Source organism: Pseudomonas sp. 1L-C-7-B-C1, assembly GCF_057291635.1.
The window spans coordinates 131820-155271 of sequence record NZ_JBXAWH010000002.1 but is presented as its reverse complement, the minus strand read 5'-3'; the positions used below and the strand labels follow the sequence as shown (position 1 = coordinate 155271).

The following is a 23452-nucleotide window of genomic DNA, read 5'->3' as shown; positions in this document are numbered from 1 at the left end:
GGCTTCAGCCGGGAAGGCGCCAGTGGTCACGCCGCAAAAGTAAGGGTGTTTTCACTGGCCTCTTCCCGGCTAAAGCCGGTCCCACTAAGGCATCGCGCGCACCGATTGGGACTGGCTGAAACCTGATAGTGGGACCGGCTTCAGCCGGGAATGCGTCGTTCCTCACACCGCAAAAGCGAGGGTGTTTTCACTGGCCTCTTCCCGGCTAAAGCCGGTCCCACTGACTGACCGCGTGCCCTCAGTGGGACCGGCTTCAGCCGGGAAAGCGTCACTCGCCACGCCGCAAAAGCCCGATCACGTCTCCCGTCCGCGCAACCCGCTGCGCCCATAAAACGCCACCACCACAAAACAACCTAGCGGCAGCAGGTACGCCAGCGCCGTGGAGAAGTGGTCCGCCACCAGGCCCATGAAATACGGCATCAGCGCGCCGCCGACGATGGCCATGATCAGGAACGAGCTGCCGCGTTTGGTGTGCGGGCCGAGGTTTTTAACGCCCATGGCGAAGATGGTCGGGAACATGATCGACATGAAGAAGAACACCGCGACCAGCGCCACCACCGATACGCTCTGCACGCCGCTGACCACCACCGCACATAGCGCAACGTTGATCCAGGCGTAGACCATCAACAATCGCTGTGCCGGAATGCGGCCCATCAGCCAGGTGCTGAAAAAACGCCCGCACATGAAGCAGATCATCGCCACCGACAGCAGATACGCGGCGTTCTGGCTGGTCATGCTTGCCCAGTGCTCGGTGACGTAGTTGATGAAGAACGCGCCCACGCCTACCTGCGCCGCCACGTAGAAAAACTGCGTCACCACGCCGCCGACAAATTCCCTGTGCTGCCAGAGGGTCTTGCTGTCGTGGCGTTGAATGCTCGATTCCTGCTCGCGCAGATCGGGCATGGGCGTACGGGCGAACAGCGCCGCCACCAGCAAAACGATCACCGCGATGACTACGTAGGTGGTTTGCAGCGAGCTGTTGTCGTTGCCCGCGTTGCTGCCGCCGAAGAACAGCGCGCCCCCCAGCAGCGGCCCGACGAACTGGCCGAGGCCGTTGAACGACTGCGCCAGATTGAGCCGACGCTCCGCGCCTTTCGGATCGCCCAACACCGTCGCATAGGGATTGGCCGCCGTCTCCAGGCAGCCCAGCCCCAGGGCGATGACGAACAGCGCGAACAGGAAAAACGGGAAGCTCGCCGCGCTGGCCGCCGGCATGAACAGCAACGCACCAGCGGCATACAGGCACAGCCCCAACAGGATCCCGGCCTTGTAGCCGAAGCGGTCCATCAGAAAGCCGGCGGGCAGGGCGATGATGAAATACGCCCCGAAGTACGCGGCTTGCAGCAGCCCGGACTGGGCCTTGCTGACGTGCAGCGTTTCCTGAAAATGCTTGTTCAGCACATCGAGCAGCCCGTACGACAGGCCCCAGAGGAAAAACAGACTGGTCACCAGCATCAATGCCACCCGCACCGACGGCTCAGCGTGCCGGTACACCCCAGTCTGTACTTTGCTGTGTTTGGTCAACATAACGCTCTCCTTTTTTGTTGTTGTTCAAGCGTGCAGCGTGATGAAGCAGATGTTCGGTCGTGCAGGGATCGAAGCCTTGCACTCGTACCTGTGGGAGTGAGCTTGCTCACGAAGACGGCGTTTCAGGCGCTGAGGATGTAGGAGGTGTTTCGGCCCCTTCGCGAGCAAGCTCGCTCCCACAATTGGAGCGCTTCAAGGCGGTTGATCCGCCAGACTAAAAATCTGCCCCATCGGCTGCCATTTATTGCCCGTCTCGGTCCACGGCGTCGGCCTCTGAAACCGCCACATCAATGCCTCCCATTCCTGCACCTTGGGGTTCGCCGCCGACGCCTGATCCATCGCGTCTGCACTGAATTCCGGGGCAGTGTCCATGACCATGAACAGCCGCGTGCCCAGCCTCCAGATCTGCATGTCCAGCACGCCTTGGCTGCGCAGGTGCGCGGCAATCTCCGGCCAGATGCGCCGATGCAACTGCTCATACTCGGCAATCAACGCCTCGTCATCGGCAAGGTCCAGGGCCAGACAGAACCGCTGCGCAGCCATGCCGGTACTCATGTCAGTGCCCGGTCGAGGTGTGTGTAGCCGCCATCGACCACCAGCCATTGCCCGGTGGTGTGGGACGCCCGCGGTGACAGCAGAAACAACACGCTGTCGGCAATCTCCGTTGGCGTGGTCATGCGCTGGCCCAAGGGGATTTTCTCGACGATCTTCGCCAGCTTCCCGTCAGGGTCGTCAAAGCTGGCAATCCAGCGCTCGTACAGCGGCGTCATGACCTCGGCCGGGATCACTGCATTCACGCGCACGCCATCACTCAGCAGCGAGGCAGCCCACTCCCGGGTCAGCGACAGTTGCGCGCCTTTCGACGCGGTGTAACCGCTGGTACCGCCCTGGCCGGTGAGGGCGGTTTTCGAGCCGATGTTGACGATGGCGCCCTGGCTGGCCTTCAGCGCGTCGACGCAAAGGTGGGCCATGACGTAGTAGTGAATGAGGTTCTTCTCCAGGGACTCGATGAACGCGCTGCGACCGGCGTCCAGCCCGACGTTGTCATTGACCCCGGCGTTATTCACCAGCCCGTCGATGCGGCCAAAGCGTTCCAGCACCGTGCTCACCGCCGCCGCACATTCGGCCTCGTCACGGAGCTCGACCTGCACGAACAGGGTTTGCGGCTGGCGTCTGTCCAGCTCGGCGGCCAATTCGGCAGGCAGCGGCTGATTGGCGAAGATCACCGGGATCGCGCCTTCTTCGGCCAGCCCCAGCGAGATGGCCGCGCCAATCCCCGAGCCGCCGCCGGTGACGATGATCACTTTGTCTTGCAGGTGCAGATTCATGGGCAGTTTCCTTGCAGGCCATAGAGGCGAATCGCGGTGCCGCCGCGCAGCGCATCTTGCTCGTCGACGGAGAGCGTGCTGATGGCGGATTCGAACAAGTGGTGAACGTCGCTGTAGCTGCCGGCCAGCTGACAGACCGGCCAGTCAGAGCCGAACATCAGCCGCTGCGGGCCGAACAGTTCCAGCGCCAGGTAGAAATACGGCAGCAGCTCCACCGGTCGCCAGTGCTGCCAGTCGGCTTCGGTGATCAGTCCGGACAGCTTGCAGGCAACGTGGGGCAGGGCAGCAAGGGGGGCAAGGCGCTCGGCCCAGGCGACGGGGTCTTCCAGGGCGAGGTCCGGTTTACCGAGGTGATCAAGGATCAGGTGATGCTGGTCGTGGCGTTGGCAGAAGTCAGTGGCGGCGTGCAGGTCTTTGTCTTTTATCAGCACGTCGTACGTCAGCCCGAGGGTTTGCAACTGACGCATGCCACGGGCAAAGGCCGGGTCCTGGAGGAACAGCGACGGCGCGGGTTCGTCCTGGATCAGGTGACGCAGGCCGACCAGCTTACGAGCGTCTTTATTAAAGTCGGCCCAACGGGCGAGTTGCCCGTCGAGATCGCCCGCCCGCAGGTCTGCCCAGCCGACCACGCCGAGAATCCATGGGTGATTGGCGGCATGGCTCAGCAGAACATCGGTTTCATCCAGGCTGTGCCGCGCCTGGACCGCGATGCAACCGTCGATACTGTGCTGATCGAGCAGCGGCTTCAGATCGTCCGGCAGAAAGTCCCGTTGCAACACGCCATGGCGTGGTTCAATCCACGGGTAGTCCTGCGGGGTGTAAGTCCAGAAATGCTGATGGGCATCCACCCGCAAGGGCGGTGCCGGAACGCTTGAGTGTCGGGACGACATTGTTGTTGTACTCCGTCCGTTTCATGCCTGGGCAAAGCTCTGGCGGGGTCCTCAGCCTTTGTACGCGTAGTGCTCCCGCGAAGCGGATTTCATCTGAATCGAGAACCCCGGCGCGGCCGGTGGCAGATACGCCGCATCGCGAATCACGCAAGGGTCTTCAAAATGCTCATGCAGGTGATCGACGTACTCCACGACCCGACCTTCATGGGTCCCGGCGATGCACAGAAAGTCGATCATCGACAGGTGCTGCACGTACTCGCACAGCCCGACACCGCCGGCATGGGGGCAGACCGGCAGCTGGTATTTGGCGGCCATCAGCATCACCGCCAGCACCTCGTTGACCCCGCCGAGGCGGCAGGCGTCGATCTGCACCACGTCGATGGCCCCGCGCATGATCAGCTGCTTGAAGACAATGCGGTTCTGGCACATCTCGCCAGTCGCCACCTTCACCGGGTGCACGCCGAGACGAATGGTGCGATGGCCCTCGACGTCGTCGGGGCTGGTCGGTTCTTCAATGAACCAGGGCTTGGCGAACGCCAGCTCGCGGACCCAGTCGATGGCCTCGCCGACCTCCCAGACCTGATTGGCGTCAATCATCAAATGGCGATCCGGCCCCAGCACTTCCCGGGCGATGCGCACACGGCGGATATCGTCCTGCAGGTCGCGGCCGACCTTCAGTTTGATGTGGGAGAAACCGCCGTCGACCGCTTCCTGACACAGCCGGCGCAGCTTGTCGTCCGGATAACCGAGCCAGCCCGCCGACGTGGTGTAGCAGGGGTAACCGTCGGCGAGCAGCGTTTGCAACCGTTGCGCCTTGCCCTCTGCACGCTCGGTCAGCAGGGTCAGGGCTTCGTCCGGGGTGATGCAGTCGGTGATGTAGCGAAAATCGATGCAGCGCACCAGTTGCGCGGGGGGCATTTCCGCCACCAGTTGCCACACCGGCTTGCCCTCGGACTTGGCCCACAAATCCCACGTGGCATTGACCACGGCGCCGGTCGCCAGGTGAATCGCGCCCTTGTCCGGGCCGATCCAGCGCAACTGGCTGTCGCTGGTGACGTGGCGCCAGAAACGGCCCATGTCTTCGGCGATCCACGCCAGCTTCAAGCCGACCATCACGCCGGCAAGCGCCTTGATCGCTGCGCAGCAGATCTCGTTGCCGCGACCGATGGTGAACGTCAGGCCGTGGCCCTGTAGGGTTGGGTGATCGGTTTCGAGAATGACGTAGGCCGCCGAGTAATCGGGGTCCGGGTTCATCGCGTCGGAGCCGTCGAGAAATTGCGAGGTGGGGAAACGAATGTCTTCAACGCGCAAGGCGGTGATGGTGGTCATGGCGGGTCCCTTTGGCATTGTTATGGGCAGCGCGGCGTATTGGGAAAACTGGAAAACCTGTTGTATCGGCACCACATGAATCTCAGGTCCACGAGGTCCTGTAGGAGTGACCGGGGTGGCGCTCCACCTTGCTCGCGAACGCGGTGGATCGGGCAACACGGATGCGCCAGACCCATAGCTTTCGCGACCGTCGTAACCTCCGATTGCTCCTACAGTGGATTTGCGTGTGCCCCGAATTTTGAATACCCCAATGACCTGTAGGAGCAAGGTGGAGCGCCACCCCGGTCGCTCCCACAGGAACGGTGTTTGCTGCCTCAGGCGTCGACCGTCAGCTGCTGCTGTTCGCCCAAGCCTTCAATGCCCAGACGCATGGTCTGGCCGGCGCGCAGGAACACCGGCTCAGGTTTGATTCCCAGGCCCACGCCCGGCGGCGTACCGGTGGAAATCACGTCGCCCGGCTGCAGGCTCATGAACTGGCTCAGGTAGCTCACCAGTTTGGGAATCTGGAAAATCATCGTGCGCGTGTTGCCGTTTTGATAGCGCTTGCCGTCGACTTCCAGCCACAGGTTGAGCTGATGGGGATCGGCGATTTCATCACGGGTCACCAGCCACGGGCCGATCGGGCCGAACGTGTCGCAACCCTTGCCTTTGTCCCAGGTGCCGCCGCGCTCGATCTGGAACTCACGCTCGGACACGTCGTTGATCACGCAATAGCCCGCCACGTGCTCCAGCGCATCGGCCTCGTCGATGTAGCGACCGCCCTTGCCGATGACCACGCCCAGCTCGACTTCCCAGTCGGTCTTCTTGGAGTTGCGCGGGATTTCCACGTTGTCGTTGGGACCGACGATGGCGCTGGTCCACTTGTTGAAAATGATCGGCTCTTTTGGGATATCCGCGCCGGTTTCAGCCGCGTGGTCGGCGTAGTTCAGGCCGATGCAGATGAACTTGCCGATCTTGCCCACGCACGGGCCCAGGCGCGGGTTGCCCTCAACCAGCGGCAGGCTGTTGACGTCCTGGGACTGCAAGTGCGCGATGCTTTCCGGGCTCAGGGCGGTGCCCGAAAGGTCGCCAATCAGATCGGTCAGGTCGCGAATGCGGCCGTTGCTGTCCAGCAGGCCTGGGCGCTCTTGACCGGGTTCGCCGTAACGCAGCAATTTCATGGGGTGTCCTCTAGAGGTGATTGACCAGAATTTGGTTTGATGTCGAAGCAAGGCTTGGCAGGCTCAGTTGCTCCAGCCGCCGTCGATGATCTGCGCGGTGCCAGTGGTAAAGCCGCTGGCGGATGAGCCCAGGTACAGCGCCAGTTGGGCGATTTCCTCGGGCGTGCCCAGGCGCCCCATGGGCTGGCGCGCTTGAAATGCCGCGTACACCTCGGCCTCTTCGCGGCCCTCGCGCGCCGCCTGATCGGCCACCCGCTGACGCAGGGAAGGGGATTCCACGGTGCCGGGGCAGATGCAGTTGCAGCGGATGTTCTGCCCGACGAAGTCGGCCGCGACCGAACGGGTGATGCCGATCACGGCGGCCTTGCTGGCGCAGTAGGCGAAGCGGTTGGGCACGCCTTTGATGGCCGAGGCGACCGACGACATGTTGATGATCGAGCCGCCGCCATTGGCCAGCATCGCCGGCAGAAACGCGCGGATCATCTTGTACATCGCCGTGACGTTGAGGTCGAAAGCGAAGCGCCAGTCGTCATCGGAGCATTCGAGGATGTTGCCGCTGTGTACCACGCCCGCGCAGTTGAACAGCACGTCCAGCGCGCCCACGTCGGCGGCCAGCCGTTCGATGGCGGCGTGATCGGTGACGTCGAGGACACGCTTATGCACGCCTTTGAGGTGATCCAGCGCTGCGCCGTTGATGTCGACGGCAAAGACTTCCGCGCCGGCCTTCAGATAAGCCTCGACGCTGGCTTGACCGATGCCCTGGGCGGCGGCCGTGATGAGCACTCGCTTACCGGTGAGGTCCATGTTGATCCCTTGTTTTTATTGTTGAGACGACCCGGCTGTGGGGTCTGTTGATCTAACCGGGGCCGCGCGATGAGCTGGATTGGATGCACGCGAACCCTAGTGGGGTTTGCTATGCTCCGCTCACTGCAGTGCTCCAATGGTCAGGCCATTGGTCCTGTTTTTAGCACTTGTCATGGACCGCAACAAGGTCATTTTTCGATCAAGTGCGCTGTAATTTTCCGAGCCGATTTCCGATGCCAATCCAAGTAATTGATAACCAGAGACTTTATCGCCAGATCGCCGATCAGCTCCGCGCGCTGATCGACAGCGGCGAGTTTCCACCAGGCAGCCGGCTGCCGGCCGAACGTGAACTGGCGAAGATGCTGGGGGTGAGCAGGGCGTCGGTGCGCGAGGCGATGATTGCGCTGGAGGTGATCGGGCTTGTAGACGTGCGGGTGGGCAACGGCGTGCTGGTATGCGAACCGCCGGTGCGGGTGCTGTCCGATGAACCGGTGATGACCCAGGTCACCCGTGACCAGTGGAAGGACGTCGACCCCGAGCTTGGCATTGAAGTGGATTTCAGCGCGGAAATCCCGCCCTTTGCCTTGCTCCAGGCAAGACGGCTGATCGAACCGGAAGCGGCGGCGCTGGCCGCGCATAACGCCAGCGATGAAGAACTTGAAGCCATCCGCGAGGCCTTCGAACGCAATGCGCGGGATAACCGCGAGCATTCCCACACCCACCCGGGCGATCGGCTGTTCCACATCCGCATTGCCCAGGCCTCGGGCAATCCGGCCTACGCGCTGATGATCAAGCATCTGCTCGGGCATCAGTACGGCAGCATGTTCCAGCGCTTACAGGCGCACTACACCTCCGACGACATGCCGTTCCGCTCCGAGCACGAACACCGCCTGATCCTCGACGCCCTGCAAAGCCGGAATGCAGAAGCCGCGAAGCAGGCGATGGCCGGGCATCTGGATGAAGTCATCCGGATATTCAGCCGGGGCGGGGTGTAGCTCGTAAAGCGGAAACATATCAGATGTAGCTGCTGGCGGAGAACTTGTGGGAGCGAGCTTGCTCGCGAATGCTGACTTCCAGCCGCTAAAGATGCAGTGGCTGGACCGGAGCCTTCGTGAGCAAGCTCACTCCCACCAGACCGCGCATGGCCCACCTTTCCATGACGCCTCACCCATCCGTCGAGCGCGACACCTCTTCCCATTCCGCAAACTCGGCCTCCAGCTGCGCCAGCTTTTCCCGCACCAGCTTTAACGCATCGCTGCCGAGCAACAGATGCGCTGGCGGGTTGGGGCTATCAATCAGCTTGAGCATCGCATCTGCCGCCTTGACCGGATCGCCCGGCTGTTTGCCGCTGCGTTCTTCGCGGGCCTTGCGGATCGGGTCGAAGCTGGCGTCGTAATCGGCGATCTGCCGTGCAGTCCGTTGCATCGAACGGCCCGCCCAATCAGTGCGGAACGAGCCCGGCGCCACGGCCGTGACAAACACGTTGAACGGCTTCAGCTCCTTGCTCAGCGATTCGGAAATGCCTTCCAGCGCGAACTTGCTGCCGTGGTAATACGCGATGCCCGGCATCGTAATGAAGCCGCCCATGGAGGTCACGTTGAGGATGTGCCCGCTTCGACGCTGGCGGAACAGCGGCACGAAGGCCTTGATGATCGCGACCGCGCCGAACACATTGACGTCGAACTGACGACGCAATTCATCCAGCGGCGACTCCTCCACAATGCCCTCGTGGCCATAACCGGCATTGTTCACCAGCACATCGATGGGCCCGAATGCGTTGTCCGCCTCGGCCACCACGCGGTCGATGGCGTCGAAGTCGGTGACGTCCAGCAGCACGCCGTGGGCGCGGCCGGGTGCCTGGGCTTCAAATGCCTGAACGGCGTCTTCATTGCGCAGCGTGCCGATCACGATGTGACCCGCCGCCAGCGCCTGTTGCGCCAACGCCTGGCCTAAGCCGCTGCTGACACCGGTGATGAACAGGGTTTTGGTTTTGCTCATAGCGCGTTTCCTCTCGGGGCGGAAGCCGTTGATCGTAGGCCCCCATGGTAGGAACCTTGCGCCCCAAACCGATCACCCAGTTCTACGCGATCATTGCCTGATCCTGTTCTGGCTGGATGCCACGATGGCTGCTGCCGATCCCTGTAGGAGTGAGCTTGCTCGCGATCACGGTGTGTCAGTCAACTCACCTGCAACTGACACGCCGCAATCGCGAGCAAGCTCACTCCTACAACATCGTGGGCATATCAAACTCGTGGATTGGCCGTGTTCTTCGTCACCAACCGCAAGCCGCTCGCCACACTGCCCACCGCCGCGAAGCCCGCGCCGATGCTCAACGCCAGCACCGGGCCGTGGGTGCTGGAAATGCCGAAACTCAAGGCCACCAACGCCGCACCCGTGGCCTGACCAATCAGGCGAGCGGTCGCAATCGTGCCGCTGGCGCCGCTGGAGCGTTCTTTCGGCGCGCTGGTCATCAGTGCTTTCTGATTCGGCGCCTGGAAGAAACCGAAGCCGATGCCGCACAGCATCATTCGCGCGATGATCGACATCACGCTGGCGTCGGCCGGCATGCTCGCCAGAGAAATCATCCCCAGGCACAGCATCGCCAGGCCGATCCCGCCCAGCAGCCCCGGCGGATAGCGGTCAGACATGCGCCCGGCAAACGGCGCGATCATCGCTACCACCACCGACCACGGCGTCATCAGAAATCCGGTCTGGATCGGGTCGCGGCCCAGGGTGCTTTCAAAAAAGAACGGCAGCGACACGAACGCCAGACCCTGGGTGGCGAACGAACAGAACGCCGTCAGCGCCGACAACGCAAACATCGGCCGCTTGAGCAAATCCAGGGGGAACATCGGGGCAGGGTGACCGACCTCGCGTTTTAGCATCAGCGCGCCGCCCACCAGAAAGATCGCCAGCGCGATCAGCACGCTGGCCATCGAACCCAGCTGCGCCGCCTGACTCAGGGCGAAGATCAGGGCGCCGAAGGTGATGACGTTGAGAACGGCGGTAACGCGGTCGAAGGTCAGCGTGCCGAGGCGCGTCGCGGGCAGCGAATTCCAGGCGAACACCAGCGCGAACAGGCCGATGGGCAGGTTGATCGCAAACAGCCACGGCCAGCTCGCCACCGACAACACCAGCGACGCGACGGTCGGGCCGATGGAAAACGACGTGCCGACCACCAGCGCGTTCATGCCCAGCCCGCGCCCGAGCCGTTCGTGGGGAAAGATCGAGCCGATCAGCGCGGCGTTGACGCTCATGATCGCGCTGGCGCCGATGCCCTGCAGCACGCGGGCAACAGTCAGCGTGGGCAACGACCAGGCGAGTGCACACAACGCCGACGACACCACGAACAGAATCAGCCCGCCCAGATACACCTTGCGATGGCCAAGCACACCGCCCAGCGCCGCGAACGGCAGCAGCGTGGCGACGGCAGCGAGCTGGTAGGCGTTGATAATCCACACCGATGCGGCGGGCGAGGCGTGCAGGTCGGCAGCGATGGCGGGGAGGGCAGTGTTGGCGATGGCGGTATCGAGGGTGGCGAGGGCGATTGACATCAAAATCGCCGCCATGCCGCGAAACTCGCGAGGGGTGAGTTTATTGCCGACGCGCGGCGCATCCTGAGTGGCGGGCTGGACCATTATCGACAACGCTCCGGGGAATGAACTTCAGGCGGGTCTGCAGGCGCAGACGAAAGCGTGATGGTGCCGTTTTGTTAGTGTGCTATGCAATGAAAGATCCGCGAGAGTGAGCGGATGGCGACGGCATAAAATAGCGGAGCTGCGGGAATGGCGACGCTCCACCTGACTGGAGCCGGCTTGCTGGCGAACGCGTCAGGTCAGTTATGAAACGGTCGGCTGACACGCAGCATTCGCCAGCAAGCCGGCTCCTACGGGTGAAATCAGGCAAGCATTCAGAGCATCACCTCAACCCCCCGCTGTATCAATGTCTTTATCCAGCTCGCCGGTCTGCCGTTCCTCTTTGGTGGTGTCCGGCGACTCATGCTCTTCAGGCTCGAAATCAGGCGTGAAACTGTTCTCGCCCGTCAGGTTGCCGTTGTTCTCCTGACTCTGCGCGCCGTCCTCGGACTGGCTCTGCGACCCGCCCTGGTTCTTCAACGCATCGTTCTGCGCCAGGCTGCTGTCCGGCGTCTCTGGATTAATCGCCGGGTCGTTGCGGTTGACGGTTTGATCATTGTTATGGGTAGCCATATGCACCTCTTCTGTCATATCCCGTTCACAGGACTTACAGATATCGAGGGCAATGAAGGGCAAGGGTTCGATTAAAGTGCTGATCGGCAATTTAGCAGCGTGCCCACTGATGCCTTCCCGGCTAAAGCCGGTCCCACTAACAGCAGTAGTGCGTGCGTTCAGCGGGAATGACCACAGCATGACGAATGCGCAGTCCGTAGGACCGGCTTCAGCCGGGAAGCCTTTGATGTGCTTTAAACGTGCTTTTGATCTTGATCTTCATACAAAAAAGGTCCAGACACCGCCAATCGCGACTTGGGTGCAGGCTGAACGCAGGTCTCGCTCCGTGGGCCGGGCGGCATGGATGCCGCGAGAGCCGCCCCCCGCCATGGATGGCGGATGGCGGCGGGCCCACGGAGCGAGACCGGAGTGAAGGAACCCGACGAAGTCGGGCCCAACCGAGAGCAGGCACTTTTGCTTACTTTTGGTGCTTTTCAAAAGTAAGTCGCCGAAGGCGAAACGTCTGCCCTTAGGCAGACGCTCTTGATCTTAAATGTTCAGCGGTTTAGATAACCGCCAAGATCGCCTCCGTAACAGCCCCGATATTCCCCTTGTTCAACGCCGCCACACAAATCCGCCCGGTATCCAGCGCATAAATCCCGAACTCATTGCGCAACCGATGAACCTGCGCCGTCGTCAGCCCCGAATACGAAAACATCCCCCGCTGCCGCGCGACAAAACTGAAATCCTGCCCCGCCGCATTATTCGCCAGACGCTGGGTCATCTCCTCACGCATGCCACGAATCCGCAGGCGCATCTCACCCAGCTCCTCCTCCCACTTCGCACGCAACTCAGGGCTGCTCAACACTGCGGCCACAATCGACGCGCCGTGGGTCGGCGGGTTGGAATAGTTCGTGCGGATCACACGCTTCACCTGAGACAACACCCGCGCCGTCTCCTCCTTCGAATCCGTCACAATCGACAGCGCGCCGACCCTCTCGCCGTACAGCGAAAAAGACTTCGAAAACGAACTGGAAGCAAAGAACGTCAGGCCGCTGTCGGCGAACAGACGAACCGCCGCCGCGTCCTCGTCAATGCCATCACCGAAGCCCTGATACGCCATGTCCAGAAACGGCACATGACCCTTGGCCTTCAGCACCTCAAGGACCTTCTTCCAGTCTTCCTGGGTCAGGTCAACGCCGGTCGGGTTGTGGCAGCAGGCGTGCAGCACGACGATCGAGCCGGACGGCAGGTTCTGCAGATCTGCCAGCATGCCCGTGCGGTTCACGTCATGGGTGGCGGCGTCGTAGTAGCGATAGTTCTGCACCGGGAAACCGGCGGTTTCGAACAGCGCGCGGTGGTTTTCCCAGCTTGGGTCGCTGATCGCCACAACGGCGTCGGGAGAAAGCTGCTTGAGGAAGTCAGCGCCGATCTTCAGAGCGCCCGTACCGCCGACCGCCTGAACCGTCATCACCCGGCCCGACGCCAGCAGCGGCGACTCGGCGCCGAACAGCAGGGCTTGCACGGCCTTGTCATAAGCGGCAATGCCGTCGATGGGCAGGTAGCCGCGGGGCAGGTGTTGGGCCACCCGGTTTTCTTCCGCTTCGACAACGGCGCGCAGCAGCGGAATTTTCCCTTCTTCGTTGCTGTAAACACCGACACCCAGATTGACCTTGGTCGTACGGGTATCGGCGTTGAATGCTTCGTTGAGGCCCAGGATAGGATCGCGTGGTGCCATTTCGACAGCGGAGAACAGGCTCATTGTGCGGGGGCTCTGAGTTGGGGAGTGAATGGGTCGCGTCGCTCCAGCCGATTGCACTAGAGCGGTGCACAAACGGGGAGCTAGTATAAAGACCCGGAACAGTGCGGGCGACAGGCCAGGTCGGGTTTTTGCCGCTTTTTGGCGAAATTTTTCGACCGTTAGTCCCGTGCTGCGGACTAATCTCGGGAGGGTGGCTTGAAAGCTGGCGCAGTCGACTCCACTTGTAGCCCCATCACTTCTTTTATGTACGTCTTTTCCCTAACGGGATCAGCCGTCCGTGCTCAATTGCGTTGCTGCAGGATTTATCTGGCAGTGACCCCTCCAGAGGTACCTTATGTCCGAGTTTCAGCTCGTTACCCGTTTTGAGCCGGCCGGTGATCAACCGGAGGCGATTCGTCAGTTGGTTGAAGGCATCGACGCCGGCCTGTCGCACCAGACCCTGCTCGGTGTAACCGGTTCGGGCAAGACCTTCAGCATCGCCAACGTCATTCAGCAAGTGCAGCGCCCGACCCTGGTGCTGGCGCCGAACAAAACCCTGGCCGCGCAGCTGTACGGCGAGTTCAAGGCGTTTTTCCCGAACAACTCGGTCGAATATTTCGTTTCCTACTACGACTACTACCAGCCCGAAGCCTACGTGCCGTCATCGGACACCTTCATCGAGAAGGATGCGTCGATCAACGACCACATCGAACAGATGCGCCTGTCCGCGACCAAAGCGTTGCTGGAGCGCAAAGACTCGATCATCGTCACCACGGTGTCGTGCATTTATGGTCTGGGCAGTCCGGAAACCTACCTGCGCATGGTTCTGCACGTGGACCGCGGCGACAAGCTCGATCAGCGCGCCTTGCTGCGCCGGCTGGCCGACCTGCAATACACCCGTAATGACATGGATTTTGCCCGGGCGACCTTCCGTGTCCGTGGCGACGTGATTGACATCTTCCCGGCTGAATCGGACCTGGAAGCCATTCGCATCGAGCTGTTCGATGACGAAGTCGAGAGCCTTTCGGCGTTCGACCCGCTGACCGGCGAGGTCATTCGCAAACTGCCGCGCTTCACGTTCTACCCGAAGAGCCACTATGTAACCCCGCGGGAAACGCTCCTGGAGGCAATGGAAGGCATCAAAGCCGAGCTGAACGAGCGCCTGGAATACCTGCGCGGCGCCAACAAGCTGGTGGAAGCGCAACGTCTGGAGCAGCGCACCCGTTTCGACCTGGAGATGATCCTCGAACTGGGTTACTGCAACGGCATCGAAAACTACTCGCGTTATCTGTCCGGGCGTCCTTCCGGCGCGCCGCCGCCGACGCTGTACGACTACCTGCCGGCAGACGCGCTGCTGGTGATCGATGAGTCCCACGTCAGCGTGCCCCAGGTCGGCGCCATGTATAAGGGCGACCGTTCGCGCAAGGAGACGCTGGTGGAATACGGTTTCCGCCTGCCGTCGGCGTTGGACAACCGGCCGATGCGTTTCGATGAGTGGGAAAACGTCAGCCCGCAGACCATTTTCGTCTCAGCGACACCGGGTAACTACGAAGCTGAACACGCGGGTCGTGTGGTCGAGCAGGTGGTGCGGCCGACCGGGCTGGTGGACCCGCAGATCGAAATCCGTCCGGCGCTGACCCAGGTCGACGACTTGCTCTCCGAGATCCACAAGCGCGTGGCGATCGAGGAGCGGGTGTTGGTGACCACGCTGACCAAGCGCATGTCCGAAGACCTTACCGATTACCTGGCTGACCATGGCGTGCGGGTGCGTTACCTGCACTCGGACATCGACACCGTTGAGCGCGTCGAGATCATCCGCGATCTGCGCCTGGGCACTTTTGACGTGCTGGTGGGGATCAACCTGCTGCGCGAAGGTCTGGATATGCCGGAAGTGTCGCTGGTGGCGATTCTCGATGCCGACAAGGAAGGCTTCCTGCGTTCCGAGCGCTCGCTGATCCAGACCATTGGCCGCGCTGCGCGTAACCTCAACGGCCGGGCGATTCTGTACGCCGACCGCATCACCGGCTCCATGGAACGCGCGATCGAAGAAACCGACCGTCGTCGCGAGAAGCAGATCGCGTTCAACCTGGCCAATGGCATCACGCCGAAAAGCGTGATCAAGGACGTCGCCGACATCATGGAAGGCGCCACTGTGCCCGGCTCGCGCAGCAAGAAGCGCAAAGGCATGGCCAAAGCTGCCGAGGAGAACGCCAAGTACGAAGCCGAACTGCGCTCGCCGAGCGAAATCACCAAGCGCATTCGTCAATTGGAAGAGAAGATGTACCAATTGGCCCGTGACCTGGAGTTCGAGGCGGCGGCACAGATGCGTGATGAGATTGGCAAGCTGCGGGAGCGGTTGTTGGCGGTTTGATCCGCGCAGGGTCTTGAATACTGGAGCCGCGCAGGCCGCGCCTGTTAACATTCGCGGCTTGTTCGACCTATCCGGGATTTTCCATGACCACCGTTCGCACCCGCATCGCGCCATCGCCCACCGGCGATCCCCACGTTGGCACGGCGTACATCGCGCTGTTCAACTATTGCTTCGCCAAGCAGCATGGCGGCGAATTCATCCTGCGCATTGAAGACACCGATCAACTGCGCTCGACCCGCGAGTCCGAACAACAGATTTTCGACGCTCTGCGCTGGCTCGGCATCGAGTGGAGCGAAGGCCCCGATGTCGGCGGTCCCCATGGTCCGTATCGCCAGAGCGAGCGCGGCGACATCTACAAGAAGTACGTGCAGCAACTGGTCGACGCCGGTCATGCCTTCCCGTGTTTCTGCACCGCCGAAGAGCTCGACCAGATGCGCGCCGAGCAGACCGCCCGTGGCGAAACCCCGCGCTACGACGGCCGCGCGCTGTTGCTCTCGAAAGAAGAAGTCGAGCGCCGCCTGGCCGCTGGCGAACCCCATGTGATCCGCATGAAGGTGCCAAGCGAAGGTATTTGCGTGGTGCCGGACATCCTCCGTGGCGAAGTCGAAATCCCCTGGGACCGCATGGACATGCAGGTCCTGATGAAGACCGACGGCCTGCCGACCTACTTCCTGGCCAATGTCGTCGACGACCATCTGATGGGCATCACCCACGTGTTGCGCGGCGAAGAGTGGCTGCCGTCGGCACCGAAGCTGATCCTGCTCTACGAATACTTCGGCTGGGAAAAACCGGCGCTGTGCTACATGCCGCTGCTGCGTAACCCGGACAAGAGCAAGCTGTCCAAGCGCAAGAACCCGACCTCGGTGACGTTCTACGAGCGCATGGGCTTCATGCCGGAAGCGATGCTCAACTACCTGGGCCGCATGGGCTGGTCGATGCCCGACGAGCGCGAAAAGTTCTCGCTGGACGAAATGGTCGAACACTTCGACCTGACCCGCGTCTCCCTGGGCGGCCCGATTTTCGACATCGAGAAACTGTCGTGGCTCAACGGCCAGTGGCTGCGTGAACTGCCGGTGGAAGAGTTCGCCACCCGCGTGCAGAAGTGGGCGTTCAACAGCGACTACATGATGAAGATCGCGCCCCACGTTCAGGGTCGCGTCGAAACCTTCAGTCAGATTGCGCCACTGGGCGGCTTCTTCTTCGCCGGTGGCGTGACGCCGGACGTGAAGCTGTTTGAGCACAAGAAGTTGTCGCCGGAACAGGTGCGTCAGGTTATTCAACTTATCCTGTGGAAGCTGGAATCCCTGCGGCAGTGGGAGAAGGACAAGATCACCGGTTGCATTCAGGCCGTGGTCGAGCACCTTGAACTGAAGCTGCGCGATGCCATGCCGCTGATGTTTGCCGCCATCACCGGTCAGGCAAACTCGGTGTCAGTGACCGATGCGATGGAGATTCTTGGTCCGGACCTGACCCGCTTCCGTCTGCGCCAGGCGCTGGACATGCTGGGCGGCGTGTCCAAGAAAGAGAATAAAGAGTGGGAAAAGCTGCTCGGCGCTATTGGCTGAACGCCGCCGGGCCATTGGGCATTTGCCGGATGGCCCGGCGTGGGGCATTTTTGCGGGAGGCGGTAAGTGATTGTTATCCCGGAAAATTCTTTTGGAATTGTTTGAAAAAGAGTTTGACAGCTTTGTGGGTCGCACTTAATATGCGCCCCGTCCACACGGCAACGCAGAAACACGCGGTAACGCACCGTTCTCTGCAAGTGTAATGTGGGGCTATAGCTCAGCTGGGAGAGCGCCTGCATGGCATGCAGGAGGTCAGCGGTTCGATCCCGCTTAGCTCCACCAAATTAGAAGCTTCAAGGGTCGCTTTACTGCCTTGAAGCTTGTACCGCTTCGGAACCAGCACCGATGCGGCACGCAAGGGTTACGTCCCCTTCGTCTAGTGGCCTAGGACACCGCCCTTTCACGGCGGTAACAGGGGTTCGAGTCCCCTAGGGGACGCCAGTTTCACCGAGTGATGCGTTAAAGCTGATCTCCGCCGAGAGGCGTAAAGTCGGGGCTATAGCTCAGCTGGGAGAGCGCCTGCATGGCATGCAGGAGGTCAGCGGTTCGATCCCGCTTAGCTCCACCAATTTCTGCCAGGGTTCGTCATGTTATCACCGACGAATCTGCTCGAAGGTTTTGCGTCCCCTTCGTCTAGTGGCCTAGGACACCGCCCTTTCACGGCGGTAACAGGGGTTCGAGTCCCCTAGGGGACGCCACGATTTCTCGCTCTGCGAGACCAAGGGTCATTCGATTATTGAATGGCCCTTTTGTTTTTTTTGGGGTCTGGTTCCAGACCTTGTCCTTGATATGTCTCTCCAGTCGTTCATCCACCGGTCGTTGATCTCAAACATCGGTTGAGTCCTTGCCAACGCACATGATGAGGATAATATTATCGCCATCATCCCGGAGGCGGTCATGAACGACAAAAAAGCACAGACCCGCGAACGCATACTCACTGCTGCAAGCACAGCGCTGATCGCGCGCGGCCCGATCGAGCCCAGCGTCAACGAGATCATGGGCGCAGCCGGACTAACCGTGGGTGGCTTCTATGCGCACTTCGACAGCAAGGAAGCGCTGATGCTGGAAGCCTTCAGCCAGTTGCTGGCCGAGCGCCGAGAGATGGTTGCGACGATCGACGATCAGTTACCGGGCGAGGAGCGGCGCGCGCTGCTGGCGGCGTTCTACCTGTCGCGCAAGCACCGTGACGCGCAACAGCATGCATGCCCGTTGCCGACGGCGATCGGGGAGATGGCGCGTCTCTCCGCCGACTTCCGCAGCGCCCTGGCGGAACACGTCGAACTGATGGTGGCGCAACTCGCTGCAAGCCCTGAGGAGGCCGACAAGACCCTGGCCGACATCGCCTTGATGGTCGGTGGTCTCGCGCTCGCCCGGGCCCTGGGCCCCGGCGAACTGTCGGATCGGGTGCTGAGGGCGGCGAAGTCGGCGGTGGTCTGAGTCAGGCAGGTGGAGGGGACTGATTTATTTACAACGCTTCACCGTAGATCAATCTGTCCCGGGTGAGCCACCGTGGGACCGGCTTCAGCCGGGAAGGGGCCAGCATAAGCAACCTCAATCTTGCGGTGTAACGTCCGACGCCTTCCCGGCTAAAGCCAGTCCTACTAAATGCATGCGGTCAGTCAGTGGCACCGGCTTCAGCCGGGAAGGGGCCAGCATAAGCAACCTCAATCTTGCGGTGTAACGTCCGACGCCTTCCCGGCTAAAGCCAGTCCCACTAAATACAGGCGGTCAGTCAGTGGGACCGGCTTCAGCCGGGAAGAGGCCAGTGCAGGCGCCCTCAATTTGCGTTGTGACATCTGACGCCTTCCCGGCTAAAGCCAGTCCTACAAGATGCGCGCGGTCAGTCAGTGGGACCGGCTTCAGCCGGGAAGGGGCCAGCGGGGACACCCTCAATCTCTGGTCAGGCAAGCCCGCCATCAGTTTTGTCCGATGCTTTTGGTTACACTGCCCGCAGGATGAACCGAGGAGGCAGGAAGAAATGGTCTGGGATCTGGCAACGCCGTTCGTCATCGATCTGCAGGTGGGCGAGGAGGACATTGATGGCTTGGGTCACGCCAACAACGCTGTGTACGTCACCTGGCTCGAGCGCTGTGCGTGGCGGCATTCGCAGCAACTGGGCCTGGACCTGACGGAGTACCGTCGACTGGACCGTGCCATGGCCGTGGTCCGGCATGAGATAGATTACCTGGCCAGCGCCTATCAGGACGACCAACTGCAACTCGCAACCTGGATTGTCGACTGGGACCAACGCCTGAAAATGACCCGGCGCTTCCAGCTCAAACGTCCCAGTGACGGCATGACATTGCTGCGGGCGCAAACCACCTTCGTCTGCATCGAACTGTCGTCGGGCAAACCCAAGCGCATGCCCAGCGAGTTCATCGACGGATACGCCGCCGGCCTCCACAGCGCGATCTCCTGACGTCCGGCGCGCTTAAACCGTATCCAATCCGCCGGCCTCTGCGTAAACTGCCGGACTTTTTTTCGAGTGTGACCCATGCAAATTGCCCTGGCGCCCATGGAAGGCCTGGTCGACGACATCCTGCGCGACGTGCTGACGCAGGTCGGCGGTATCGATTGGTGCGTGACCGAATTCATCCGGGTGACCGAGCGCGTATTGCCGGAGCATTACTTCCACAAGCTCGCGTCCGAACTGCTGCAGGGTTCGAAAACCCGCGCCGGCGTGCCGCTGCGTGTGCAGCTGCTGGGTTCGGACCCGGTGTGCCTGGCCGAGAATGCAGCTTTCGCGGCCGAACTGGGCGCTCCGGTCATTGACCTGAACTTCGGCTGCCCAGCCAAGACGGTCAACAAGTCCCGGGGCGGCGCGGTGTTGCTCAAAGAGCCAGAGCTGCTGCACACCATCCTCAGCCACGTGCGCCGCGCGGTGCCGGCACACATCCCGGTCACCGCCAAGATGCGCCTGGGCTACGACAGCACCGAGCCGGCCCTTGATTGCGCCCGGGCGCTGGAAGCGGGCGGCGCTGAACACATCGTCGTCCACGCCCGCACCAAAGTTGACGGCTACAAGCCGCCGGCGCACTGGGAGTGGATCGGCAAGATTCAGGACGTGGTGAAGATTCCGATCATCGCCAACGGCGAGATATGGACCGTTGACGACTGGCGCCGCTGCCGGGAAATCTGCGGGGCCCGCGACATCATGATCGGTCGCGGTCTGGTGGCACGTCCGGACCTGGGCCGGCAGATTGCCGCCGCGCAGGCCGGGCGTGAGGTCATCCCCATGACCTGGATCGAGCTGCAGCCGCTGCTGCGAGACTTCTGGCTGCAGGCCATGGCCAAGATGACCCGCGTTCAGGCACCGGGCCGGCTCAAGCAATGGGTGGTCCTGCTGACCAAAAGCTACCCCGAAGCGACCATTCTGTTCGATGCCCTGCGCCGCGAAACCGACTGCGAGCGGATCAGCCAGATGCTCGGTGTGAGCGTGCCGGAAGCTGCCTGAATTTTTTTTTTGAGGACTCTTGAAACGCAAATGGCCGTCCCTATTTTGGGATTACGCGATGCCGAAGTCGGGTCGCGGAGATAACCACTTGCTGATTTATCAGGAGATTTTCAGATGACTACTGCATTTTCCCTGGCTCCACTGTTCCGTCACTCCGTTGGCTTCGACCGCTTCAACGACCTGTTCGAGTCTGCGGCGCGCAACGAGTCGGCCAGCAGCTACCCTCCCTACAACGTCGAGAAACACGCTGATGACCAATACCGCATCGTCATCGCGGCGGCCGGGTTCCAGGAGGAAGATCTGGAGTTGCAAGTCGAGAAGGGCGTACTGACCGTCACTGGCAACAAGCGCGAGAACACCGCAGAAGGCGTGACCTTCCTGCACCAGGGCATCGCCCAGCGTGCATTCAAGCTGTCGTTCCGCCTGGCTGACCACATCGAGGTCAAAAACGCTGCTTTGGCCAATGGCCTGTTGAACATTGACCTGCTGCGTCTGGTGCCTGAAGAGGCCAAGCCAAAACGCATCGAAATCAATGCTCAGAAAACCCTGACTCACTGATCCCGAGTCAGCGTCAGAAGGCGCCCTGCGGGGCGCCTTTTTTGTGCGCGTTCAGCGCGCCTGCGATTGCTCCAGCCCTGCAGCCTGCGCATCCAGCAGCGCCATGAACGCCCGCGCGGCGTTGGACAGTGTGCGCTCGGTGTGGACGATGTACCCCAACTGCCTGCGCAACTGGATTCCCGGCAACGGGATGGCCGTGACTTGCTCGTCGAGCATGGTCCGGGGCAGCACGCTCCACGCCAGGCCGATGGACACCATCATCTTGATCGTCTCCATGTAGTTGGTGCTCATGGCGATATTCGGCTTCAGGCCCTGGGCTTCGCAGAGTCCGCTGACGATGTGGTGAGTGAAGGTGTTCTCGCCCGGAAATACCGCCGGGTAGCCTGCGATGTCGGCCAGGCTGACGTTTTTCTGAGTGGCCAGCGGGTGCTCGGGTGCGGCGACGAAGTCCAGGGGGTCGTCCCAGACCTTCACGGCTTTCACCCGCGCGTGGGGCTCGGGCGCCAACGTGATCACCGCCAGCTCCGCACGGCCATGGAGGATTTCTTCGTAGGCCACTTCCGAATCGAGAAACTGGATGTCCAGCGCAACGTCCGGATAAGTCTTGGTAAACGCCCTTAACAACGTAGGCAAACGGTGCAGGCCAATGTGGTGACTCGTCGCCAGGGTCAGGCGCCCGGTCACTTCGCCACTCAGGTTGGTCAGCGCACGCCGGGTGTCGTCCAGCACATTGAGGATCTGATAAGCGCGGGGGAGCAGGGCGCGACCGGCTTCCGTCAGGCTGACTTCGCGGCCCAGCCGATCAAACAGTCGCACGTCGAGCTGCTGCTCCAGACCAGCGATGCGCTTGCTGACGGCGGGCTGAGTCAGATGCAGGCGCTCTCCCGCCGCCGAGAAGCTGCCCGTCTCGGCGATGGCAATAAAGGCATTGAGGTTAGCCAGATCCATCTCGAATTCCTGTTGGTTATGCAAAGCATGAAAAATATGAATTTGAGTTATTTAATCATATTCCATAGCATCACCCCCACAAGCCAAGGGTCTTTCCGGTGTCATTGCGACATCGGCGGCCGGGGCATAGAAATACGCTGATGAGGAACCGTCTGATGGCTGGCAAAACGCTCTACGACAAGCTCTGGGATTCGCATTTGGTCAAGCAGCGCGACGATGGCTCCGCGCTGCTCTACATCGACCGTCACATCATTCACGAAGTGACTTCGCCTCAGGCTTTCGAAGGCTTGCGCCTCGCCCGTCGCAAACCTTGGCGCATCGACGCCAACGTTGCGACCGTCGATCACAACGTGCCGACCACCCCAGACCGCAAGGATGGCGTTGACGCCATCGTCGATCAGGTGTCGCGCTTGCAGGTCAAGACGCTGGATGACAACTGCGACGAGTACGGCATCACCGAATTCAAGATGAACGATGTGCGTCAGGGCATCGTTCACGTCATCGGCCCGGAGCAAGGCGCGACCTTGCCGGGCATGACCGTGGTCTGCGGCGACTCGCACACCTCGACCCACGGCGCATTCGGCGCATTGGCCCACGGCATCGGCACTTCCGAGGTCGAGCACGTCCTCGCGACCCAGTGCCTGGTCGCCAAGAAGATGAAGAACATGCAAGTGAAGGTCGAAGGCAAGCTGCCATTCGGCGTCACCGCCAAGGACATCGTCCTGGCCATCATCGGCAAGATCGGCACCGCCGGCGGCAACGGCCATGCCATCGAATTTGCCGGCAGCGCCATCCGCGACCTGTCTGTAGAAGGCCGCATGACCATTTGCAACATGTCGATCGAAGCCGGCGCCCGTGTGGGTCTGGTGGCGACCGATGAAAAGACCATTGCCTACGTGAAGGGTCGTCCTTTCGCACCGACTGCCGAGCAGTGGGACGCAGCCGTCGAGGCCTGGAAAGACCTGGTGTCCGACGACGACGCGGTGTTCGACACCGTGGTCGAGCTCGACGCGGCCCAGATCAAGCCGCAAGTCAGTTGGGGCACGTCGCCGGAAATGGTCGTGGCCGTGGATCAGAACTTGCCGGATCCGGCGCAGGAAGCCGATCTGGTCAAGCGTGGCTCCATCGAGCGCGCCTTGAAGTACATGGGCCTGAAGGCCAATCAGGCGATCACCGATATTCAACTGGATCGCGTGTTCATCGGCTCGTGCACCAACTCGCGGATCGAAGACCTGCGCGCCGCAGCGGACATCGCCAAAGGCCGTAAAGTGGCGTCGACCATCAAGCAGGCGATCGTCGTGCCGGGCTCGGGTCTGGTGAAAGAACAGGCCGAGCGGGAAGGGCTGGACAAGGTGTTCATCGAAGCTGGTTTCGAATGGCGTGAGCCGGGCTGCTCGATGTGCCTGGCGATGAACCCGGACCGCCTGGAGAGCGGCGAGCACTGCGCGTCCACCTCCAATCGTAACTTCGAAGGCCGTCAGGGCGCCGGTGGACGTACTCACCTGGTCAGCCCGGCGATGGCGGCAGCGGCAGCGGTCAACGGCCGTTTCGTCGACGTTCGCACCATGAGCCAGGCATAAGGAGCCCCGT

Annotated in this window: 20 protein-coding genes and 4 tRNA genes; 12 read left to right on the top strand and 12 right to left on the bottom strand. The window is 61.6% G+C overall.

Features of this window, described 5'->3' with window-relative positions:
• Window positions 1-294 precede the first annotated feature (294 nt).
• The 7 genes from AC0Z8Z_RS03845 to AC0Z8Z_RS03815 form a co-directional block, all read right to left on the bottom strand.
• On the bottom strand, window positions 295-1527 hold the full coding sequence (locus tag AC0Z8Z_RS03845; protein ID WP_485617962.1) for a sugar MFS transporter: 1233 nt from the start codon (window positions 1525-1527) through the stop codon (window positions 295-297).
• A 192-nt stretch (window positions 1528-1719) separates the two neighbouring features.
• The gene (locus AC0Z8Z_RS03840; RefSeq protein WP_485618258.1) at window positions 1720-2070 is read right to left on the bottom strand and encodes an L-rhamnose mutarotase; all 351 of its coding nucleotides are present in this window, start codon (window positions 2068-2070) and stop codon (window positions 1720-1722) included.
• Between the two features lie 8 nt (window positions 2071-2078).
• A complete protein-coding gene (locus AC0Z8Z_RS03835; protein WP_485617961.1) occupies window positions 2079-2855 on the bottom strand; it encodes an L-fucose dehydrogenase in 777 nt (258 codons plus the stop codon).
• Window positions 2852-3745: an amidohydrolase family protein gene (locus AC0Z8Z_RS03830; protein ID WP_485617960.1), complete on the bottom strand. Its 894-nt coding sequence runs from the start codon at window positions 3743-3745 to the stop codon at window positions 2852-2854. The genes AC0Z8Z_RS03835 and AC0Z8Z_RS03830 overlap by 4 nt, the downstream gene beginning before the upstream one ends.
• A 51-nt stretch (window positions 3746-3796) precedes the next feature.
• Window positions 3797-5074: an L-fuconate dehydratase gene (locus AC0Z8Z_RS03825; protein ID WP_485617959.1), complete on the bottom strand. Its 1278-nt coding sequence runs from the start codon at window positions 5072-5074 to the stop codon at window positions 3797-3799.
• A gap of 314 nt (window positions 5075-5388) precedes the next feature.
• Window positions 5389-6234, bottom strand: a complete 846-nt coding sequence (locus AC0Z8Z_RS03820; RefSeq protein ID WP_122538299.1) for a fumarylacetoacetate hydrolase family protein — start codon at window positions 6232-6234, stop codon at window positions 5389-5391.
• A gap of 63 nt (window positions 6235-6297) precedes the next feature.
• Window positions 6298-7038 (bottom strand): SDR family oxidoreductase, encoded by a 741-nt coding sequence (locus AC0Z8Z_RS03815; RefSeq protein WP_485617957.1) that lies wholly within the window; start codon window positions 7036-7038, stop codon window positions 6298-6300.
• A gap of 233 nt (window positions 7039-7271) precedes the next feature.
• On the opposite strand from AC0Z8Z_RS03815, the gene AC0Z8Z_RS03810 reads away from it, so the two are divergent.
• On the top strand, window positions 7272-8033 hold the full coding sequence (locus tag AC0Z8Z_RS03810) for a FadR/GntR family transcriptional regulator (RefSeq protein ID WP_485617956.1): 762 nt from the start codon (window positions 7272-7274) through the stop codon (window positions 8031-8033).
• A 169-nt stretch (window positions 8034-8202) separates the two neighbouring features.
• On the opposite strand, the gene AC0Z8Z_RS03805 is transcribed toward AC0Z8Z_RS03810, so the two are convergent.
• From AC0Z8Z_RS03805 to AC0Z8Z_RS03790, 4 genes are all read right to left on the bottom strand, one after another.
• Window positions 8203-9036: an oxidoreductase gene (locus tag AC0Z8Z_RS03805; protein ID WP_485617954.1), complete on the bottom strand. Its 834-nt coding sequence runs from the start codon at window positions 9034-9036 to the stop codon at window positions 8203-8205.
• Window positions 9037-9281: 245 nt separating this feature from the next.
• Entirely contained in the window at window positions 9282-10607 is a 1326-nt protein-coding gene (locus tag AC0Z8Z_RS03800; RefSeq protein WP_272629374.1) for an MFS transporter, read from the bottom strand.
• 354 nt (window positions 10608-10961) lie between these two features.
• A complete protein-coding gene (locus tag AC0Z8Z_RS03795; RefSeq protein ID WP_485617953.1) occupies window positions 10962-11246 on the bottom strand; it encodes a hypothetical protein in 285 nt (94 codons plus the stop codon).
• Between the two features lie 544 nt (window positions 11247-11790).
• The gene (locus AC0Z8Z_RS03790; RefSeq protein WP_485617951.1) at window positions 11791-12987 is read right to left on the bottom strand and encodes an amino acid aminotransferase; all 1197 of its coding nucleotides are present in this window, start codon (window positions 12985-12987) and stop codon (window positions 11791-11793) included.
• A gap of 334 nt (window positions 12988-13321) precedes the next feature.
• Here AC0Z8Z_RS03790 and uvrB point away from each other — a divergent pair, with 334 nt between their 5' ends.
• The 10 genes from uvrB to AC0Z8Z_RS03740 all read left to right on the top strand — a co-directional run bounded on the left by uvrB (window position 13322) and on the right by AC0Z8Z_RS03740 (window position 20914).
• Complete coding sequence (gene uvrB / locus AC0Z8Z_RS03785; protein WP_172611757.1) at window positions 13322-15337, top strand: excinuclease ABC subunit UvrB; 2016 nt, start codon at window positions 13322-13324, stop codon at window positions 15335-15337.
• A gap of 83 nt (window positions 15338-15420) precedes the next feature.
• Entirely contained in the window at window positions 15421-16902 is a 1482-nt protein-coding gene (gltX, locus tag AC0Z8Z_RS03780; RefSeq protein WP_485617949.1) for a glutamate--tRNA ligase, read from the top strand.
• Between the two features lie 206 nt (window positions 16903-17108).
• Window positions 17109-17184: transfer RNA gene (locus tag AC0Z8Z_RS03775), tRNA-Ala, on the top strand.
• Between the two features lie 83 nt (window positions 17185-17267).
• Window positions 17268-17343, top strand: a tRNA-Glu gene (locus tag AC0Z8Z_RS03770).
• 51 nt (window positions 17344-17394) lie between these two features.
• A tRNA-Ala gene (locus AC0Z8Z_RS03765) sits at window positions 17395-17470 on the top strand.
• A 54-nt stretch (window positions 17471-17524) separates the two neighbouring features.
• Window positions 17525-17600: transfer RNA gene (locus AC0Z8Z_RS03760), tRNA-Glu, on the top strand.
• Window positions 17601-17799: 199 nt separating this feature from the next.
• A complete protein-coding gene (locus AC0Z8Z_RS03755) occupies window positions 17800-18339 on the top strand; it encodes a TetR/AcrR family transcriptional regulator (protein ID WP_485617947.1) in 540 nt (179 codons plus the stop codon).
• Between the two features lie 541 nt (window positions 18340-18880).
• Entirely contained in the window at window positions 18881-19321 is a 441-nt protein-coding gene (locus AC0Z8Z_RS03750; RefSeq protein ID WP_485617945.1) for an acyl-CoA thioesterase, read from the top strand.
• A gap of 75 nt (window positions 19322-19396) precedes the next feature.
• Window positions 19397-20356 carry a tRNA dihydrouridine synthase gene (locus AC0Z8Z_RS03745; protein ID WP_485617944.1) on the top strand — a complete coding sequence of 320 codons (960 nt, stop codon included), beginning with the start codon at window positions 19397-19399 and terminating at the stop codon, window positions 20354-20356.
• A 114-nt stretch (window positions 20357-20470) separates the two neighbouring features.
• The gene (locus AC0Z8Z_RS03740) at window positions 20471-20914 is read left to right on the top strand and encodes an Hsp20 family protein (protein WP_122538320.1); all 444 of its coding nucleotides are present in this window, start codon (window positions 20471-20473) and stop codon (window positions 20912-20914) included.
• Between the two features lie 51 nt (window positions 20915-20965).
• Here the strand turns inward: AC0Z8Z_RS03740 and AC0Z8Z_RS03735 are convergent, their stop codons facing one another.
• Window positions 20966-21862 (bottom strand): LysR family transcriptional regulator, encoded by an 897-nt coding sequence (locus tag AC0Z8Z_RS03735; RefSeq protein WP_485617943.1) that lies wholly within the window; start codon window positions 21860-21862, stop codon window positions 20966-20968.
• Window positions 21863-22017: 155 nt separating this feature from the next.
• Here AC0Z8Z_RS03735 and leuC point away from each other — a divergent pair, with 155 nt between their 5' ends.
• Window positions 22018-23442: a 3-isopropylmalate dehydratase large subunit gene (gene leuC, locus AC0Z8Z_RS03730; RefSeq protein WP_485617942.1), complete on the top strand. Its 1425-nt coding sequence runs from the start codon at window positions 22018-22020 to the stop codon at window positions 23440-23442.
• Window positions 23443-23452: the final 10 nt, after the last annotated feature.

What these genes read in the sequence shown, in the direction of transcription:
- AC0Z8Z_RS03755 (WP_485617947.1), top strand. Translation starts at nt 17,800, where the DNA reads ATGAACGACAAAAAAGCACAGACCCGCGAACGCATACTCACTGCTGCA.
- AC0Z8Z_RS03800 (WP_272629374.1), bottom strand. Translation starts at nt 10,607, where the DNA reads ATGGCGGCGATTTTGATGTCAATCGCCCTCGCCACCCTCGATACCGCC.
- AC0Z8Z_RS03825 (WP_485617959.1), bottom strand. Translation starts at nt 5,074, where the DNA reads ATGACCACCATCACCGCCTTGCGCGTTGAAGACATTCGTTTCCCCACC.
- AC0Z8Z_RS03830 (WP_485617960.1), bottom strand. Translation starts at nt 3,745, where the DNA reads ATGTCGTCCCGACACTCAAGCGTTCCGGCACCGCCCTTGCGGGTGGAT.
- AC0Z8Z_RS03750 (WP_485617945.1), top strand. Translation starts at nt 18,881, where the DNA reads ATGGTCTGGGATCTGGCAACGCCGTTCGTCATCGATCTGCAGGTGGGC.
- leuC (WP_485617942.1), top strand. Translation starts at nt 22,018, where the DNA reads ATGGCTGGCAAAACGCTCTACGACAAGCTCTGGGATTCGCATTTGGTC.
- AC0Z8Z_RS03805 (WP_485617954.1), bottom strand. Translation starts at nt 9,036, where the DNA reads ATGAGCAAAACCAAAACCCTGTTCATCACCGGTGTCAGCAGCGGCTTA.
- AC0Z8Z_RS03735 (WP_485617943.1), bottom strand. Translation starts at nt 21,862, where the DNA reads ATGGATCTGGCTAACCTCAATGCCTTTATTGCCATCGCCGAGACGGGC.
- AC0Z8Z_RS03740 (WP_122538320.1), top strand. Translation starts at nt 20,471, where the DNA reads ATGACTACTGCATTTTCCCTGGCTCCACTGTTCCGTCACTCCGTTGGC.
- AC0Z8Z_RS03815 (WP_485617957.1), bottom strand. Translation starts at nt 7,038, where the DNA reads ATGGACCTCACCGGTAAGCGAGTGCTCATCACGGCCGCCGCCCAGGGC.
- uvrB (WP_172611757.1), top strand. Translation starts at nt 13,322, where the DNA reads ATGTCCGAGTTTCAGCTCGTTACCCGTTTTGAGCCGGCCGGTGATCAA.
- AC0Z8Z_RS03790 (WP_485617951.1), bottom strand. Translation starts at nt 12,987, where the DNA reads ATGAGCCTGTTCTCCGCTGTCGAAATGGCACCACGCGATCCTATCCTG.
- gltX (WP_485617949.1), top strand. Translation starts at nt 15,421, where the DNA reads ATGACCACCGTTCGCACCCGCATCGCGCCATCGCCCACCGGCGATCCC.
- AC0Z8Z_RS03840 (WP_485618258.1), bottom strand. Translation starts at nt 2,070, where the DNA reads ATGGCTGCGCAGCGGTTCTGTCTGGCCCTGGACCTTGCCGATGACGAG.
- AC0Z8Z_RS03845 (WP_485617962.1), bottom strand. Translation starts at nt 1,527, where the DNA reads ATGTTGACCAAACACAGCAAAGTACAGACTGGGGTGTACCGGCACGCT.
- AC0Z8Z_RS03810 (WP_485617956.1), top strand. Translation starts at nt 7,272, where the DNA reads ATGCCAATCCAAGTAATTGATAACCAGAGACTTTATCGCCAGATCGCC.
- AC0Z8Z_RS03795 (WP_485617953.1), bottom strand. Translation starts at nt 11,246, where the DNA reads ATGGCTACCCATAACAATGATCAAACCGTCAACCGCAACGACCCGGCG.
- AC0Z8Z_RS03745 (WP_485617944.1), top strand. Translation starts at nt 19,397, where the DNA reads ATGCAAATTGCCCTGGCGCCCATGGAAGGCCTGGTCGACGACATCCTG.
- AC0Z8Z_RS03835 (WP_485617961.1), bottom strand. Translation starts at nt 2,855, where the DNA reads ATGAATCTGCACCTGCAAGACAAAGTGATCATCGTCACCGGCGGCGGC.
- AC0Z8Z_RS03820 (WP_122538299.1), bottom strand. Translation starts at nt 6,234, where the DNA reads ATGAAATTGCTGCGTTACGGCGAACCCGGTCAAGAGCGCCCAGGCCTG.